The 17,744-nt window shown below is 61.7% G+C and carries 16 protein-coding genes; 11 read left to right on the plus strand and 5 right to left on the minus strand.

Annotation, left to right across the window (positions count from 1 at the left end; all coding sequences use genetic code 11):
• Positions 1-151 precede the first annotated feature (151 nt).
• The 5 genes from ACB037_RS00405 (at position 152) to ACB037_RS00425 (ending at position 5,403) form a co-directional block, all read left to right on the plus strand.
• The gene (locus ACB037_RS00405; RefSeq protein WP_039038991.1) at positions 152-484 is read left to right on the plus strand and encodes a DUF3302 domain-containing protein; all 333 of its coding nucleotides are present in this window, start codon (positions 152-154) and stop codon (positions 482-484) included.
• 10 nt (positions 485-494) lie between these two features.
• Positions 495-1,532, plus strand: coding sequence for an HlyD family secretion protein (locus ACB037_RS00410; RefSeq protein WP_128296454.1), 1,038 nt, complete (start codon positions 495-497; stop codon positions 1,530-1,532).
• Between the two features lie 120 nt (positions 1,533-1,652).
• Complete coding sequence (locus ACB037_RS00415; protein ID WP_371174752.1) at positions 1,653-3,413, plus strand: DEAD/DEAH box helicase; 1,761 nt, start codon at positions 1,653-1,655, stop codon at positions 3,411-3,413.
• Between the two features lie 87 nt (positions 3,414-3,500).
• The gene (gene dacB / locus ACB037_RS00420) at positions 3,501-4,934 is read left to right on the plus strand and encodes a D-alanyl-D-alanine carboxypeptidase/D-alanyl-D-alanine-endopeptidase (protein ID WP_042017206.1); all 1,434 of its coding nucleotides are present in this window, start codon (positions 3,501-3,503) and stop codon (positions 4,932-4,934) included.
• Positions 4,935-5,145: 211 nt separating this feature from the next.
• A complete protein-coding gene (locus tag ACB037_RS00425) occupies positions 5,146-5,403 on the plus strand; it encodes a GrxA family glutaredoxin (RefSeq protein ID WP_010674029.1) in 258 nt (85 codons plus the stop codon).
• 59 nt (positions 5,404-5,462) lie between these two features.
• On the opposite strand, the gene ACB037_RS00430 is transcribed toward ACB037_RS00425, so the two are convergent.
• Positions 5,463-5,672: a DUF1653 domain-containing protein gene (locus ACB037_RS00430; RefSeq protein ID WP_371174753.1), complete on the minus strand. Its 210-nt coding sequence runs from the start codon at positions 5,670-5,672 to the stop codon at positions 5,463-5,465.
• A 356-nt stretch (positions 5,673-6,028) separates the two neighbouring features.
• Between ACB037_RS00430 and ACB037_RS00435 the strand changes: the two genes are divergently transcribed.
• A complete protein-coding gene (locus ACB037_RS00435) occupies positions 6,029-7,243 on the plus strand; it encodes a pyridoxal phosphate-dependent aminotransferase (protein WP_005302243.1) in 1,215 nt (404 codons plus the stop codon).
• Positions 7,244-7,308: 65 nt separating this feature from the next.
• Here ACB037_RS00435 and ACB037_RS00440 read toward each other — a convergent pair whose 3' ends face one another.
• Entirely contained in the window at positions 7,309-8,784 is a 1,476-nt protein-coding gene (locus ACB037_RS00440; RefSeq protein ID WP_010674027.1) for a YfcC family protein, read from the minus strand.
• A gap of 162 nt (positions 8,785-8,946) precedes the next feature.
• Positions 8,947-10,140, minus strand: a complete 1,194-nt coding sequence (gene fabV / locus ACB037_RS00445; protein ID WP_041212832.1) for an enoyl-ACP reductase FabV — start codon at positions 10,138-10,140, stop codon at positions 8,947-8,949.
• Positions 10,141-10,411: 271 nt separating this feature from the next.
• On the opposite strand from fabV, the gene ACB037_RS00450 reads away from it, so the two are divergent.
• Both ACB037_RS00450 and ACB037_RS00455 read left to right on the plus strand, forming a co-directional pair.
• On the plus strand, positions 10,412-10,837 hold the full coding sequence (locus tag ACB037_RS00450) for a DUF4124 domain-containing protein (RefSeq protein WP_201894808.1): 426 nt from the start codon (positions 10,412-10,414) through the stop codon (positions 10,835-10,837).
• Positions 10,838-11,318: 481 nt separating this feature from the next.
• Complete coding sequence (locus tag ACB037_RS00455; RefSeq protein ID WP_045525449.1) at positions 11,319-12,617, plus strand: PAS domain-containing methyl-accepting chemotaxis protein; 1,299 nt, start codon at positions 11,319-11,321, stop codon at positions 12,615-12,617.
• Positions 12,618-12,689: 72 nt separating this feature from the next.
• On the opposite strand, the gene ACB037_RS00460 is transcribed toward ACB037_RS00455, so the two are convergent.
• Positions 12,690-12,887, minus strand: a complete 198-nt coding sequence (locus ACB037_RS00460) for a hypothetical protein (protein ID WP_039038678.1) — start codon at positions 12,885-12,887, stop codon at positions 12,690-12,692.
• Between the two features lie 61 nt (positions 12,888-12,948).
• Positions 12,949-13,845 (minus strand): DMT family transporter, encoded by an 897-nt coding sequence (locus ACB037_RS00465; RefSeq protein ID WP_371174754.1) that lies wholly within the window; start codon positions 13,843-13,845, stop codon positions 12,949-12,951.
• 111 nt (positions 13,846-13,956) lie between these two features.
• On the opposite strand from ACB037_RS00465, the gene rsxA reads away from it, so the two are divergent.
• From rsxA to rsxC, 3 genes are read left to right on the plus strand one after another with little or no spacing between them, the layout of a single operon-like run.
• Entirely contained in the window at positions 13,957-14,538 is a 582-nt protein-coding gene (gene rsxA / locus ACB037_RS00470; protein WP_039038677.1) for an electron transport complex subunit RsxA, read from the plus strand.
• 4 nt (positions 14,539-14,542) lie between these two features.
• Positions 14,543-15,109: an electron transport complex subunit RsxB gene (gene rsxB / locus ACB037_RS00475; RefSeq protein WP_042017194.1), complete on the plus strand. Its 567-nt coding sequence runs from the start codon at positions 14,543-14,545 to the stop codon at positions 15,107-15,109.
• 14 nt (positions 15,110-15,123) lie between these two features.
• Positions 15,124-17,742, plus strand: coding sequence for an electron transport complex subunit RsxC (rsxC, locus tag ACB037_RS00480; protein ID WP_371174755.1), 2,619 nt, complete (start codon positions 15,124-15,126; stop codon positions 17,740-17,742).
• Positions 17,743-17,744: the final 2 nt, after the last annotated feature.

Below are 17,744 nucleotides of genomic sequence, written 5' to 3' on the forward strand. Positions count from 1 at the left end.
TGTGTGTTAAATGAGCAACCGATGAACCATGCCTGTACCGCCACACCAACTCTCCGATTGCAGACTTGCACCGACGGCATATGCTGTCATTATTGCCGAAGCCTCGACTCGACAATCGAAGCATTGTTAGCGACTCAGACGGGAGAAATCGATGGTACTTGACTACATTGCCCTGGGGATCCTGGTGTTTGTCGTCTTGGTCATGTTCTATGGCATTATCGTCATTCACGATATTCCATATGAAATTGCCAAGCACCGTAATCACCCCCACCAGGACGCCATTCACGTGGCAGGCTGGGTCAGCCTGTTCACCCTGCACGTGCTCTGGCCCTTCCTCTGGATCTGGGCCACGATTTATCGCCCCGATCGCGGCTGGGGCTTCTCGCAACGCCTACAACATGACGAAACAGAGATCAGCGCGCTCAAAGAGGAGCTGGCAGCACTGCAGGCTCGCATGACTACGCTCGAACAGACCGACAAATAGGTAACGCCCCATGGACCTGCTACTTATTCTCACCTATACAGCCCTCTGCATAGGTATTTTCAAGATCTTCAAGATCCCGCTCAACAAGTGGACCGTGCCGACCGCCGTGCTGGGTGGCGTCATCATCATCGGCACACTCATCATGCTGATGAACTACAACCACCCCTATTCCGAGCTGGCTCGCAACTATTATGTCTCCACCCCGGTCGTGCCCCTGGTCAAGGGACGAGTCACCGACGTCCCGGTCAAGCCCAACCAGCCGGTCAAGAAAGGGGATGTGCTGTTTCGCATCGACGCTGAGCCCTTCCAGGAGAAGGTCGCCAGCCTGACGGCGCGCCTCGCCTCCAACACCGATTTTCTGAAGGCTCTGGACGCCCGCCTGCGATCCGCCAGCCTGGACAGGGATCGCGCCCAGGAGCTGATGCGACGGGGCATCGGCAAACAGCGCGACCTCGACGTCACCCAGGCCAACGTGGATGACATCATCGCCCAGATAGATCAGCAAAAAGCGACCCTCAATGACCTGAGTGCCCAGCTCAACATCGCCAAGTACGATCTGGAGCAGACCGTGGTCTACGCCCCGAGTGACGGTCATGTCGTACAACTGGCATTGCGCCCGGGCATGATTGCTGCCCCCTTCATGTTCCGCCCCGTGATGACCTTCATTCATGAAGATGCCAATGCCTATGTCGGCTGGTTCTGGCAGAACAGCATGCAGCGGCTCAAGGCGGGTGACGAGGCCGAAGTCGTGCTCGACGGCATTCCGGGTCGCATCTTCAAGGCCAAGGTGCAGTCCGTTATCCCGGCCATGGCACCGGGCAATATCCAGGCACAGGCGGGTCTTATCGATCAGACCTCTGCACAGGTACCGGGTCGCCTGCCCATCGTGCTCGAGATCACCGATCCCGAATGGGCAAACTACCAGGTGATCGCGGGTTCCAGCGGTCAGGCCGCCATCTATACCGAGCACTTCCACCACGTGGCCATCATGCGCAAGATCCTGATGCGCATGGGTAGCTGGCTCAACTACCTGTTCCCCTTCCACTGAGGTCCCTGACCTGCACGGGCCGGCATCTTGCCGGCCCGCTTCCTGTCAGCACGCCCCCCTCACTGCATTTTCCCCGCAAGATCCCTATAATGGCGCCACCTTGCACCACAGCCGTTCCCCATGTTCGTTCTCAGACCCTATCAAACCGACGCGGTCAACGCCGTCATCAGCCACTTTCGCAAACACCCGGATCCCGCCGTGGTGGTGCTGCCCACCGGGGCCGGGAAGAGCCTGGTGATCGCCGAACTGGCCCGCAAGGCCCGTGGCCGGGTGCTGGTGCTGGCTCACGTCAAGGAGCTGGTGGAGCAGAACCACGCCAAGTACGAGACCTGGGGACTCCGGGCCGACATTTTTGCCGCCGGGCTGGATCGCAAGGAGGCGAGCGCCCAGGTGGTGTTTGGCTCGGTGCAGTCGGTGGCGCGCAATCTGGATGCCTTCGACGGCGCTTTTTCGCTGCTCATCATCGACGAGTGCCACCGGGTCTCGCTCGATGACGACAGCCAATACCATCAGGTGATCGAGCATCTCAAGGCCGCCAATCCAGTCCTCAAGATCCTCGGACTCACCGCCACCCCCTATCGGCTGGGGCTGGGCTGGATCTACCGGCGCCACTACCACGGCATGGTCAAGAGCCACGGCGAGCGGCTCTTTGGTGACTGCGTGTTCGAACTGCCCCTGCGCTTCATGGTGAAAAACGGCTACCTGACCCCGCCGCGCCTGGTGGACGCCCCCATCGTCCACTACGACTTCAGCAAGCTGGTGCCGCGGGAGAACGGCCTGTTCAGCGAGGCGCAGCTCAACGGCGAGATCAAGCGACAGGAGCGGGTCACCCCCCATATCCTGAGCCAGGTGCTGGAGTATGCGGCCGACCGGCAGGGGGTGATGATCTTCGCCGCCACCGTCGAGCATGCCCGGGAAATTCATGGCCTGCTCGGTGCCAGAGACCAGCAGGCCGCCCTCGTCACCGGCGAGACGCCGGGACCGGAGCGCGACGCTCTAATCAGTGCCTTCAAGGCGCGCGAGCTCAAGTTTCTGGTCAACGTGGCAGTGCTCACCACCGGCTTCGATGCCCCCCACGTCGACCTTATCGTGATGCTGCGTCCCACCGAATCGGTGTCGCTCTATCAGCAGATTGTGGGACGGGGCCTGCGCCTCTCACCCGGCAAGAGCGATTGCCTGGTGCTCGACTACGCAGGCAACAACTTCAACCTGTTTGCCCCCGAAGTGGGGGAACCCAGGCCCCACGCCGGCACCGAGCCGGTTCAGGTGCCCTGCCCCGCCTGCGGCTTTGCCAACACTTTCTGGGGCAAGACCGACGAGGATGGCAAGGTGGTCGAACACTACGGCCGCCGCTGTCAGGGACTGTTTGAAGATGACGAGGGCAACCGCGAGGAGTGCGACTACCGCTTTCGCGCCAAGATCTGCCCAGGTTGCGGTGCTGAAAACGACATCGCCGCCCGCCGCTGCCAAAGCTGTGACCAGCTGCTGGTGGACCCTGACGACAAGCTCAAGGAGGCCCTCAATCTCAAGGACTGCATGGTGATCCGCTGCGTCGGTTTGACCCTGAGCCCTGGGCGCGGCAAGCAGGGGGAGCGGCTGGAGGTGACCTACCACGACGAGGATGGCCTGACCCTGACGGAGTACTTCCCCTTTCACTCCTGGGGTGTACAGCGCTTGTTTCAACAACGCTTTGTGCGTCATCATTGGCCCGCCCCGGGCCTGGAGCCCGAATTCACGACCCTGGCGAGCGTGATGCTCGCGGCAGACCAGTTCCGTCACCCGGATTTCGTCATCGCCCGCAAGTCGGGACGCTTCTGGCAGGTGAAGGAAAAAATATTCGATTACGAGGGGCGTTACCGGACTGCCAACGCCCCGGCCTGACCCCATGGCAGGTGATACCCGGCAGTCACCCGGTTTGATTATCGGGGCGGTTTCTGATGCCGCCCTTTCGTTCAGTTAGAGGATCCTATGCAGCGGCTGTTGATTGGTTTTTGTGCTCTCTTTTCTCTGGCGGTCCACGCCGCCCCGCTGACCCCGCCCAAGGGGGGCCAGTACGCCGTGATCGTACAGGGCAACAACGGGGTGGAATTTGCCCGTCACGCCGATGACATGATAGCCCCCGCCTCCACCATGAAGGTGCTCACCGCGCTCGCCGCACGCCTCGAACTCGGTGCCGACTTCCGCTTCGCCACCGACATCCAGGCCCAGCCCGGCGCCAAACAGGGCACTACCATCAACGGCGACATCTGGATCAACTTCGTCGGCGACCCGACTCTGTCGCGCATGGATCTGGTTGCCCTGTTCAAACAGTTGGGCGTCACCCGCATTCAGGGCAACGTCTATGTCAACACCGGTGCCTACAACGGCTATGAGCGTGGCAACGGCTGGTCCTGGGGGGATCAGACCCTCTGCTTCGCCGCTCCCGTCTCCTCGGTCATCATCGACAAGAACTGCGCCTACGGCACCATCACCGCCACCCAGATTGGCAAGCCTGCGGTGGGCAACGTGGCCACCGGCGTGCCCATCGGCATCGGCGCCGACAACGTGGAGGTGATGAGCTATGGCGACATGGCGCGTCAGTTCTGCGCTCTGGAAGTAGACATGGCCAAGGGCAACTTCTACGAGCTCAAGGGCTGCATCACCCCGAACAAGGAGCCACAAGGGCTGCGCTTTGCCATCCATGACGTGGAGGCCTGGGGCTGGGACAACATCCGTTGGGCCATGAACCGCGCCGGGATCAGCCACGACGGCCTGCTGCGGGTCACCCATCAGGCCCCTGTCGGTGCCCAGACCCTGGCGACCCACTACTCTGTCTCCCTGCCGGTGATGCTCGCCAAGATGTTGAAAAAGTCCGACAACCTCTACGCCGATACCTTCCTCAAAACCGTGGGGCGTCACTACTACAACAAGCCGGGCAGCTATCGCAGCGGCACCATGGCGGTGCGCGCCATCCTGACCAAGCACGGCATTGACCTTGGCAACGCCACCCTGGCCGACGGCTCCGGCCTCTCCGCCCACAATCTCATCAGCGCGCGCCAGATGTTGTCGGTGCTTAACTTCATCCAGAAGAACGATGCCGAGCTCGACTTCATCAAGCTGCTGCCAAGCTCCCAGGTAGACGGCACCCTGGCCTGGCGACGCAGCGTCACCGCCCCCATGATGAAGAACAAGGTGCACGCCAAGACCGGTACCATCACAGGTACCTCGAACCTCGCCGGTTTCATCGACACCGCCGGTGGCCAGCGCAAGGCCTTCGTAATGTTCCAGCGCGGTCTCTCCCAGGATCCGGCAACCCACGAGCGCTACCGCGCCAGCAAGGCGCCCTGGCCCTGGACCGTCTTCGAAAAAGGCGTGCTGGAGAGCATCTACCAGCAGCAACCCATCCAGATCGTCGAGCAGTGATAGACGGGCTGCCTTGCCGGCAAGGCGGCCCGATTCCCCGGCCTTGGGGCGAAACAGGGACGCTGGCGCCGTCATCAGCAGTGGGCGCAATCGGAGATGGCGAACGTAAGCATCGCTATTTTCAGCTTTGACTGACAGGGCGCCAGGGCTATGCTGTGCCCAGCCTCATCTCAATGGCCTTCTTCAACGGCTTGTTTAATGGAGAGAAAAGATGTTTGTAGAGATTTTTGGTCGTCCCGGTTGCCCCTATTGCGTGCGTGCCAAGCAGATTGCCGAGCAACTGACCGAGGAACGCGATGACTTCGAGTTCCGCTACGTGGATATCAACGTGGCCGGGCTGACCAAGGACGATCTCGCCGCCAAGGCGGGCAAGCCGGTCACCACTGTGCCGCAGATCTTCCTGGATGAGCAGCACATCGGCGGCTGCACCGATTTTGAGGCCTATGCCAGAGCCAATCTGGGTCTGTAAGCCCCGACACCATGAAAAAAGGCGCCTCTGGCGCCTTTTTTCATGTCGCCAAGCCTGCCTCAGGCCACCGGCGTGAAGCGGCTCACCACCTGTCCCTGATGTTCAATCCACTCGATGAACATGGCGACGGGGCGGGCATAGACCTGACCATCCTGTTCGGATTGATAGATCACCAGCTGCTCCTGGGTTTCGGTGTGCAAGGCCAGGGCCAGAACCTGGTAATAGCCCCCCTTGAAATGGCGGTAGCGACCGGTGGCGGGTGCCTGCATGAGTGAACCTCGAGAGCGGAAAGATGAGCCCCCGTGCCTGCGTGCTCCCCTGGCAGACCGACGGGTCGGGGCCTTTTTTACCCCAGCCAATCGTGCCAGATGGGGGAGATATTTCAATACACTCATGTTGCTTTATGAATCTGCCCCTCATCTTTCACTGATCTACCAAAGAGAGGCAAACGATCATGCTGAATTTAACATTTCAACAACCCTGTTTCAGGGGTAAATATCAGGGATTTATTCCATAAATTAGATTGTTCTAGCATTCAATTCTGTGAAGAATAGGGGCAGAGAAATTTGATACTAAAAACAGCTTTTCTGCCAACGCGCCCCACGGGGAAGGAATCACGCTCACCATGTTCACTATCGACAAGTCGCACAAGCTCGACGATGTCTGCTATGACATCCGCGGCCCGGTGCACAAAGAAGCTCGCCGTCTCGAAGACGAAGGTCACCGCATCATCAAGCTCAACATCGGCAATCCGGCCCCGTTTGGCTTCGAAGCACCGGAGGAGATCATCAAGGATGTGATCCTCAATATGCCCCAGAGCCAGGGCTACTGCGACTCCAAGGGGCTGTTCTCGGCCCGCAAGGCGGTGATGCAGTACTACCAGCAAAAAGGGATGCGCAAGGTCGACATCGACGACATCTACATCGGCAACGGTGCGAGCGAGCTCATCGTGATGGCGATGCAGGCGCTGCTCAACAACGGCGACGAGATGCTGGTGCCCTCCCCCGACTACCCGCTCTGGACCGCGGCCGTCACCCTCTCCGGCGGCCATGCGGTGCACTACCGCTGTGACGAAGGGGCTGACTGGTATCCGGATCTCGACGACATCCGCGCCCGCATCACCCCGCGCACCCGCGGCTTGGTGCTGATCAACCCCAACAACCCGACCGGCGCCGTCTACGGCAGCGAATTTTTGCTTGAAGTGATCGAGATCGCCCGTCAGCACAACCTCATCATCTTCGCCGACGAAATTTACGACAAGATCCTCTACGACGACATCTCCCACACCAGCGTCTGCACCCTGTGCGACGATGTGATGGTGGTGACCTTCAACGGCCTCTCCAAGGCCTACCGCGCCTGCGGCTTCCGTCAGGGCTGGATGGTCATCACCGGTCCCAAGGGTCGTGCCAAGGGCTACATCGAGGGGCTGGAGATGCTGGCCTCCATGCGGCTGTGTGCCAACGTGCCCATGCAGCACGCCATCCAGACCGCCCTTGGGGGCTACCAGAGCATCAACGAGCTGATCCTGCCGGGGGGTCGCCTGCGTCGCCAGCGGGACAAAGCCTGGGAGCTTTTGAACGAGATCCCCGGGGTCTCCTGCGTCAAACCCAAGGGGGCGCTCTACATGTTCCCCCGCCTCGACCCCAAGGTGTATGACATTCGCGATGACCAGAAGATGGTGTTCGACCTGCTGCAGCAGGAGAAGCTCCTGCTGGTGCAAGGCACCGGCTTCAACTGGCCGGCACCGGATCACTTCCGCCTGGTGTTCCTGCCCCGGGAAGAGGAGCTGGAAGAGGCCATCGGCCGTCTCGCCCGCTTCCTCAAGGGCTACAAGCAGTAAGCAAGGCTCATGAAAAAGGCTCCCGCGGGAGCCTTTTTGTTGTCTATCGTTTTCTATTCGTGCCATCAGCCGTGCAGCAGGGCCCCGGCCACCAGCACCGCCATGGTGATGAGGGCCACCCCGATGATGAAGGGCAGCACCCAGCGCACGAAGCGATCGTAGGGGATCCTGGCCAGCGCCAGCCCCGCCACCAGATGGGCTGCTGTGGGGGCAAACAGGTTGATCCAGCCGGAGGCGGACTGATAGGCCGTGATCACCAGATCCCGGGAGATGCCGGAGAAGTCAGCCAGCGGCCCCATCAACGGCATGGAGACGGTCGCGAGCCCCGAGGTGGAGGGGATGAAGAAGCTCAGGATGATGTGCACCAGATAGGCCATCAGGATGAAGACCGACGACGACAGTCCGCTCACCAGCCCCTCGGCCCAATGCAGTATGGTGTCGATGATGACGCCGTGCTCCATCACCACATAGATGCCGCGCGCCACCGCCACCACCAGCGCCACCCCGATGAGATCCCGCGCCCCGTTCAGGAAGGTCGCCACGTAGTTGGACTCCGGCATCCGGTTGATGAGGGCAATCAGGATGGAGGCGCTGAAGAAGAGGGTGGAGAGCTCGTCGAACCACCAGCCCAGGGTGGGCAACAGATCAATGCCCAGATCCGACCAGGGCACCACCGCATAGATCATCAGCAGGAAGGTGCCGAAGAAGACCAGCATGGTGAGCTTCTGCTTGCCGCTGAAGGCGAGGTTGCCGCTCTTCATCTGGGAGAACTCGTCGTCATAAACGATATCGGCCAGCACGGAGCGGGACTTGTCCTGCTGCACCTGCCTGGCGTAGCGCATCACGAACCAGGAGGCGAAGATCACCAGCAGCAGCCACTGGATGACCCGTAGCCCTATCCCCTCACCGATGGGGATACCCGCGAAACCGGAGGCGATGCCGGTGGCAAACGGATTGACGGTGGAGGCGAGCACCCCGACCCCGGAACCGAGCAGGATGATCCCGGCCGCCACCATGCGATCGAAGCCCGCCGCCATCATCACCGGCACGATGAGTGCCCAGAAGGCCACCGTCTCCTCCGCCATGCCGAAGGTGGAGCCACCCAGGGCGAACAGGGCGATCAGCACCGGGATGAGCAGCCGCTCGCGCCCGGCGAAGGTACGCACTATGGCCCCGACCCCGGCATCCAGCGCCCCGCTCTGCATGGTCACCGCCAGAAAGCCGCCGATGATGAGCACGAACAGTGCCACGTCCGCCGCCTTGTGAAAGCCCTGGATGGGCGCCTTGAGCACATCGAATACCCCCTGCGGTTGGGAAGGGAGCTCGGTGTAACTGCCGGGTACCGGCAACAGTCGCTCGTCACCGCTGTAGTCGGCCACGGCCGCTGCCGCCACCGGCTGCTGGGTCTTGGCCGTCACATAGTTGTATTTGCCCGCCGGCAGCACCCAGGTGAGGGCCGCCATCAGGGCGATGATGATGAAAAGCAGGGTATAAACCGTGGGGAGCTGGCGCTTCTTGGGCGCCTCATGGGATGTGGTCATGACTTTCGTACCTCGGCGGTGCCGTCTGTGATCCGGACAGCGCAAGCCTAGCGGGTTTGTTCGGGGAAAAAGGTGATCGCGGATAATAAACCTGAGGCAACAGGTTGAGTCTGCTGCAAAAAAACAGGGCCCCGCAGGGCCCTGTCTGTGCTGGTGACCGACTTACAGCTCGACCACGTCGAATTGCACGTCCGGATTCACGTCCGCATCGTAGTCCACCTCGTCCAGGCCGAAACCGAACAGGCGCAGGAACTCCTGCTTGTAGCCGGTGTAGTCAGTCAGCTCGGAGAGGTTCTCGGTGGTGATGGAGGGCCAGAGATCACGGCAGGTCTGCTGCACGTCTTCACGCAGTTCCCAGTCATCCATGCGGATGCGGGCCTGCTCGTCCAGCGCCATGTCGGCGCCGTACAGGCGGGTGCGCATCATGCGGTCCACCTGCTCCATGCAGCCCTCGTGAATGCCCTTCTCCTTCATGATCTTGAAGGCCATGGAGATGTAGAGCGGCATCACGGGAATGGCAGAGGAGGCCTGGGTCACCACGGATTTGAGCACGGCCACGTGGGCGGTCCCCCCCTTGGCAGCCAGATCGCCACGGATGGCGGTGGCGGCGCGGTCCAGATCTTCCTTGGCGCGCCCCAGGGTACCATGCCAGTAGATTGGCCAGGTCAGGTCGGTACCGATGTAGGAGTAGGCCACGGACTTGGCGCCGTCAGCCAGCACACCCGCATCGCGCAGAGCCGCCATCCACAGTTCCCAGTCCTGGCCGCCCATGACGGTGATGGTGCTCTGGATCTCTTCCTCATTCGCCGGCTCGACGGTGGCGGTGATGATCTGATCCTTGTTGGTGTCGATGGCGGTGGAGGTGTAGACCTCGCCGATGGGTTTGAGGGCGGAGCGCACCACTTCGCCGGTGTCCGGCAGCTTGCGCACCGGAGAAGCCAGAGAGTAGACCACCAGATCGATTTGACCCAGATCCTGCTTGATGAGCTCGATCACCTTGGCACGGCACTCGTGGGAGAAGGCATCGCCATTGATGCTCTTGGCGTAGAGGCCGGCCTCTTTGGCGGCCTTGTCGAAGGCGGCGGAGTTGTACCAGCCGGCGGAGCCCGTCTTGGTCTCGGAGCTCGGCTTTTCGAAGAAGACACCTATGGTGGCAGCTCCGCTGCCGAAGGCTGCGGCAATGCGGGAGGCCAGACCATAGCCGGTGGAAGCGCCGATCACCAGCACCTTCTTGGGGCCATTCTCGATGGCGCCCTTGGCTTGGGTGTAAGCGATCTGGCGACGAACATTGGCTTCACAACCGACCGGGTGGGTGGTGGTGCAGATAAAGCCGCGAACCTTGGGTTTGATGATCATGTGTTGTCTCTTATCCGTTTGATGGATGAAATCGGGGCATAAGATACCTCATTGCGACCCGTTATGGTGCTCTGATGTGTTGAACTGCGGGGAAACAGGCAGGGATCCGTCGCTTTGTGCCGCCATGGCACACCCATTGCACAGGGGATCTACCCCGCCATGGACCAGAGAAAAGCGACGTGAGGACCGGAATGTCGCTCCCGAAACGGGGCCGTTGTCTGACCTTGCGCCATGTACTAGTGTGCAAGGAAGAGGATTCAAGGAGGAGTCTATGTCACGCATGCTGGTCATCTCTCTCGCCTGCCTGGGGCTTGCCAACGTCCCCGTTGTCCAGGCGGCTGTCTATCAATGCGCCCGCGATGGGCAGATCACCTTCAGCGACATCCCCTGCAGCAGCGACGCCAAACCCATGGCACTCAATGTCTATACCCCCTCCCCCGAGGCGGTGGAGCAGGCGGCCAACCAGACCCGGGAGATAGAGCAGAGCCTGGCGAACGGCCAGAAACAACGCCAGGCCGAGGCGCTGCGCACCGAGATCGAGGCCAAAAAGCAGAAGATGAACAACGAGATGACCCAGATCACGGAGAACAAGGCAAGATCCCGCAATGTCTCGGCAGAGATGCAGTCGGTCACTACCCGATATCAGAAAGAGATTGAGTCCCTGAACCAGAAACTCTCCACCTTGCAGGCAAAATAAACACTCCCTGTTTCGGGACAGAAAATATACCGAAGCGGCAATGTCGTCACGGGTTCACACATGCCGCACATCCAGAACATCACACCCTTGGCCGTTTATTTCTCACACCAGAGGATCAGATAGCGGCTTTTTCCCGATCCCCGTAGCCACCTAATTTCACCGCGTTCCAGAAGACTCAATTTTATCCCCACCGAGATCCCTGACGTGTCACAGGGTTCATATGAGGGCGATATATAGGGGCATCGTGACAATTGTCAGTGCCAAAAGAGGCGCCTTCATGCCAATATTCCCTGGGGCCCAAAGTGGTCCACGAGATAAATAACCTTGGTACGAGACCCTACAATTAAGAAGCTATTTATCAACATTGAAAAATAAAAAGTTAATTTGAGTACGATGACGACTCATCAGGACGCAATGCTATTGTTAATTTACTCATATTTGGTCGTTATCCCATTCAAGGGTCTCATGGAGGAGCGCTGTCATGTTCTGGAATCAAAAAGCAAGCAAGGAAGCCAGTGAGCAAGCGGCAAGGGTGGTGGAACTGGGGGCATTTGAACAGGCTATCCAGTTGCAGGTCCCCTTCGTCCAGTTCACCCCGGCGGGAGTGGTCACCTTCGCCAACGCGCTGTTTCTCAAGATCGTGGGATTTGAACGTGACGAGGTGATTGGCAAGCATCACAGCACCCTCTGCTTCCCCGACGACGTCAATACCCGGGATTACGAGACCTTGTGGCAGGATCTGCGCCACGGCGTCTCCCGCAGCGGTCGCTTCATTCGCCAGTCGAAATCCGGCAAGGCCGTGTGGCTGGAGGCGACCTATTTCCCCATCGTGATCGACGGCAAGGTGGTGCGGATCGCCAAGGTCGCCTCTGACGTGACCCAGCAGCAATCCACCCTGGAGCGCACCCAGGCCCTGCTGGCAGCCCTGGACAAGTCCCTGGCGGTCATCGATTTCCAACCCGATGGCACCGTCATCACCGCCAACCAGAATTTCCTCAACTGCTTTGGCTACCGGCTGGAAGAGGTGGTCGGCAAGCATCATCGCCTCTTCTGTGACACCGAGTTCTACCAGAACAACCCCCATTTCTGGCAGGATCTTGGCTCGGGTGACATCAAGTCAGGGCTTTTCATGCGTCTGGGTCACCGGGGGGAGAAGATCTGGCTGGAGGCCACCTACAACCCCATCTTCAACCACGAGGGCAAGGTGGTCAAAATCATCAAGCTGGCGAGCGACATCACCGAGCGGGTGGAGAAATCCATCTCCACCCGGGAAGCGGCCCAGAAGGCGTGTGCCATCGCCAGCGAAACCGTCGCGAGCGCTGCCAGGGGACGGGAGGTCATCGACAGGGTGCTCGACACCTCCTCTCACATCAACACCTCGGTCAATGCGGTCAGCAAGCAGATAGAGCAGCTCAACCAGCAATCCAGGAGCATCGAATCCATCATCTCCACCATCAGCGGCATCGCGGATCAGACCAATCTGCTGGCCCTCAACGCGGCCATCGAGGCGGCCCGCGCCGGGGAACAGGGACGGGGATTCGCGGTCGTGGCCGACGAGGTGAGGCAACTGGCGGCGCGCACTTCCAGCTCCACCAGCGAGATCGTCACCGTCATCAAGCACAACTCGGAGATCACCTCCCAGATCACCCAGACTGTCTCCGTCGTCTCCGACAAGGCGGTGGCAGGTCAGGAGCAGGCAACCATCATCGCCGACGTCATCAAGGAGATCATCGAAGACGCCAACTCGGTGTCGGACACCGTCAAGAGCCTCTCCATCTGAGCGACAGCTGCCAATGACAACGGGGGGCCCAGGCCCCCCGTTGTCATTGCTGTCCGCCCACCCTAAACCCGCTCAGCCATCCCCCAGGAGATAGTGTCTGGCTTCCTCGTCCGCCAGCGCGAGGGCGATGTCCCATAGCGCGGCGATGCAGAGCCCCTCCTCCCCCACGGCCTCCTCTTCCAGCGCCTCCAGGGCTCTGGCATCGGCCAGGGTAAAGGGGGGATGGCTCAACAGGCTTTTGGCCGCGGCCAGCAAGTGCATGTCGCTCATCGGTCGGCTCCTTCTTCGACAGCGTGTTTCCCTGTCCAGACTGTAGCCCAATGGCGGCGACTCATCCCCCGGTGGCGACTGCCTGCGCACGCTTCCTCCCGGACGGCAGCTGGCCCCCCCCGATGCCGGCCAGCACGGCGGCACAGGCCACCCATTGCAGGGCAGTGAGCGTCTCTCCCAGCAGCAGATAGGCGAGCAGCAGGGTAAAGACCGGTATGAGGTTCACATAGGCAGCCGCCAGGGTCACCTTCACCTGGGTCACCGACCAGTTGTAGAGCAGGTAGGCACCAAGTGTCACGAAGGCGCCTAGGAAAAGGATGACCCCCATGTCCTGCCAGGCCCAGCTCGCGGGCCAGGGCGCACTGAAGGCAAAGGGCGCGAAGAAGAGCGTGCCGACGAAGGCCTGCAACGCTGTCAGTGTCATCACGCCGTAGCGGCTGGAGAGCTTCTTGAATACCACGGAATAGGTGGCGGCGCAGAGCATGGCGCCCATCTCCAGGCTGTTGCCGAGCAGGGCGTTGGGGGCGAACTCGTCGGCGCCCTCCCCCAACCCCAGCAGGGCGATGCCAACGATGGCGATGGCAAAGCCCAGCAGCTGGCGGCGACTCACCCGCTCTCCAAGCAGTACGAAGGCCACCAGAGCCACCATCAGGGGAAGCAGGGCACAGACCATACCGGCCTGGCCGGCACTGGTGTAACGCAGGGCGTTGACTTCAAGAAGAAAGTAGAGGCAGGGCTCAAGCGCCCCCATCAGGGCCAACCAGCGCCAATCCCCCTTCTGGTAAGTGACGCGACCAAGCTGGCGGTAGCAGAGCAGCCAGCAACAGGACGCCACCCCCATCCGCATGAAGAGCACCTGACCGAAGGACCAGATTTCCAGCACATGTTTGAGGGCGATGAAGGAGCTGGACCAGAGCAGCATGGCCAGGGTCAGCGTCAGGACGGGTAAAGGGCGCACAATGCCTCCATGAATTGGGCATTCGAATAATAACCATACGGCCTTGCGGTTGTCTAAAGGCACCTAACATCAGATAATACGGCCGCCTTCATACCGGATAACCCATCTTCAATGACTGAGTACCTGCTTTTACTGGTCGGCACCGTGCTGATCAACAACTTCGTGCTGGTGAAGTTCCTCGGCCTTTGCCCCTTCATGGGTGTCTCCGGCAAGCTGGAAACCGCCATCGGCATGGGTCTGGCCACCACCTTCGTCATGACGCTGGCCAGCGCGTGCTCCTATCTGATGGAGCACTACATCCTGATCCCGCTGGAGATCGCCTACCTGCGCACCCTGGGCTTCATTCTGGTGATCGCCGTGGTGGTCCAGTTCACCGAGATGGTGATCCGCAAGAGCAGCCCGACCCTCTATCGCCTGCTCGGCATCTTCCTGCCGCTCATCACCACCAACTGTGCCGTGCTCGGCGTGGCGCTGCTCAGCATCAACGAGCGCCACAACTTCATCCAGAGCATCATCTACGGCTTCGGGGCCGCCGTCGGCTTCTCCCTGGTGCTGATCCTGTTTGCCGCCATGCGTGAGCGGCTGGTGGCCGCCGACGTGCCGGCACCGTTTCGTGGCGTCTCCATCGCCATGGTCACCGCTGGCCTGATGTCGCTGGCCTTCATGGGCTTTACCGGCCTCATCAAGATATAACGCTATGATTCACATACTCTTTGCCATTCTGGTGCTGGCCCTGCTTGCCCTGGCCTTCGGCATCATTCTCGGCTTTGCCGCCGTCAAGTTTCATGTGCAGGCCGATCCCATCGTCGATCAGCTCGATGCCCTGTTGCCCCAGACCCAGTGCGGCCAGTGCGGTTACCCGGGCTGCAAACCCTACGCCGAAGCCCTGGCCAATGGCGACAAGATCAACAAGTGCGTGCCCGGTGGCGACGCCACCATGCGCAAGATTGCCGACCTGATGGGGGTCGAGCCCCAGTCTCTGGACGGCGGTGAAGACGCGGCAATCCCCGTCAAGAAGGTGGCCTTCATTCACGAAGACATGTGCATCGGTTGCACCAAGTGCATCCAGGCCTGTCCGGTCGACGCCATCCTGGGTGCCACCAAGGCGATGCATACCGTCATCGCGGCCGAGTGCACCGGGTGCGACCTCTGCGTCGACCCCTGCCCGACCGACTGTATTGAAATGATCCCGGTGCCGACCACGGTCGACAACTGGAAATGGGATCTGGCCAAGGTCGCCATTCCGGTCAAGATAGTGGAATAAACAGCGGAGTAACCATGCAGCATCTGCTCGAACGCATCAAAGCCGGCACTCTGTGGGATTTTCACGGCGGCATCCATCCCCCCGAGAACAAGCACCAGTCAAGCCTGACCCCCGTCGTTGACGCGGGCCTTCCCCCACAGCTCATCATTCCGGTGCGCCAGCACGCGGGTCCGGCCGGCGAACTGCTGGTGCGGGTGGGGGACAAGGTCAAGAAGGGGCAACCCCTCACCCGTTTTGACAAGGGGCGCATCGTGCCGGTGCACGCTTCCACCTCGGGCACCATCACCGCCATCGAGCAGCACACGGTGGCGCACCCCTCCGGTCTTGACGATCTCTGCATCCTCCTCACCCCGGACGGAGACGATGCCTGGGGCGAGCGCACACCCCAGCCTGACTACTGGAACCTGGAGCGGGGGGCGTTGCTCGAGCGCATCCAGCAGGCCGGCATCGCCGGGCTCGGCGGCGCCGTCTTCCCGACCCACAGCAAGCTCGACGGCCGTGGCCAGCTCACCGAGATCCTCATCGTCAACGGGCTGGAGTGCGAACCCTACATCACCACAGATGACCGTCTGATGCAGGAATACGCCGACGAGATCATGGACGGCATCCGGGTACTCAAGCACCTGCTCAAGCCCAAGCTCACCCTGATCGGGGTGGAAGACAACAAACCGGCGGCCATCGAGGCCCTGACCCGCCATGCCAGCGACGCCGACGTGCTGGTCAAGTCGGTACCGACCAAGTACCCCTCCGGCGGCGCCAAACAGACCATAGAGCTGCTCACCGGACGCCAGGTGCCCAAGGGAGGCCGGGCGGTCGACATGGGCATCATGGTGCTCAACGTCGCCACCGTCTTTGCCATCAAGCGCGCCATCATCGATGGGGAGCCGCTCATCGAGCGCATCGTCACCCTCACCGGCGACGCCTTCAAGAAACCCGGCAATGCCTGGGTGCGTCTGGGCACGCCGGTACGCTGGCTGCTCCAGCGTTTCGAGCTGCAACCGGAGGCGGATCAGCGGGTCATCATGGGGGGCCCCATGATGGGCTTCACCCTGCCCCACGCCATGGTCCCCGTGGTCAAGGCCACCAACTGCCTGCTCTCCCCCACCCGCGCCGAGCTGCCGCCCCCCGGCCCGGAACAGGCCTGCATCCGTTGCAGTGCCTGCGCCGATGCCTGCCCCGCCACCCTGCTGCCCCAGGAGCTTTACTGGTACAGCCGGGTCAAGGAGTACGACAAGGCCGAGAAGCTCAACCTCTTTGACTGTATCGAGTGCGGCGCCTGTGCCTGGGTCTGCCCGAGCGAAATCCCCCTGGTGCAGTACTACAAGATCGCCAAGGATGACATCCGCGAGGCCCGTGCCGAGGCCGAGAAGGCCGAACGTGCCAAGCAGCGCTTCGAGGCCAAGCAGGCTCGCTTCGAGCGTGAGAAGGCGGCCCGCGAAGCCCGCCACGCCGAGGCCGCAGCCCAGCGTCGCCAGGCCATGACGACGGCCGGGGGCGAAGATCCGGTCGCCGCCGCCCTGGCCCGCATCAAGGCCAAACAGGAGACGGCCCAGGTGGCCGTGAGTGAACCCGCACCGGACAACGACGCCATGATTGCCGCCCGTGAGGCACGCAAGCAGGAGGCCATCGCCCGTCGTGCCGCCAAGGCCGCCAATGGCGAGGGCAATGGGCTGGCTGACACCCCGGCACCTGGGGAGCAACATCCCAAGGCAGAGCTGGATCCCAAGAAGGCCGCCATCGCCGCCGCCCTGGCACGTGCCAAGGCCAAGAAGGCCGCCCAGGCGCAAGGTGACAGGCCGGTGGTCGCAGGTGAGACATCTGTGAACACAAGCGAACACGCCGTTGAGGCCCCGGCCGCCGCAGAGGTGGACCCCAAGAAAGCGGCCATTGCCGCCGCCATCGCCCGGGCCAAGGCCAAGAAAGCCGCACAGGCGCAAGGTGACGGACCGGTGGTCGCGGGTGAGACATCCGTGAACACAACCGAACACGCCGTTGAGGCCTCGGCCGCCGCATCCGAACCCGCCGCAGAGGTGGACCCCAAGAAGGCGGCCATTGCCGCCGCCATCGCCCGGGCCAAGGCCAAGAAGGCTGCTCAGGCGCAAGGTGACGGGCCGGTGGTCGCGGGTGAGACATCCGTGAACACAACCGAACACGCCGTTGAGGCCTCGGCCGCCGCATCCGAACCCGCCGCCGAAGTGGATCCCAAGAAGGCGGCCATTGCCGCCGCCATCGCACGGGCCAAGGCCAAGAAGGCCGCCCAGGCGCAAGGTGATGGGCCTGTGCTCGCGGGTGAGACATCCGTGAACACAAGCGATAACGCCGTTGAGGCCCCTACCGCCGCATCCGGACCCGCCGCCGAGGTGGACCCCAAGAAGGCGGCCATTGCCGCTGCCATCGCCCGGGCCAAGGCCAAGAAAGCCGCCCAGGCGCAAGGTGACGCACCGCTGGACGCAGGTGGCATCTCCGCAAACACAAGCGATACCGCCACCGCCGAGGCACCTGCCGCCGCATCCGAGCCCGCCGCCGAGGTAGACCCCAAGAAGGCGGCCATCGCCGCCGCCATCGCCCGGGCCAAAGCCAAGAAGCTGGCGGCCGAGGCCGCCTCCTCCCCTTCAACCGACAAGAGCCACTGATC

It is taken from the genome of Aeromonas sp. S19(2024) (assembly GCF_041402625.1).
In the GTDB taxonomy this organism is placed as follows: Bacteria; Pseudomonadota; Gammaproteobacteria; order Enterobacterales; family Aeromonadaceae; genus Aeromonas; species Aeromonas caviae.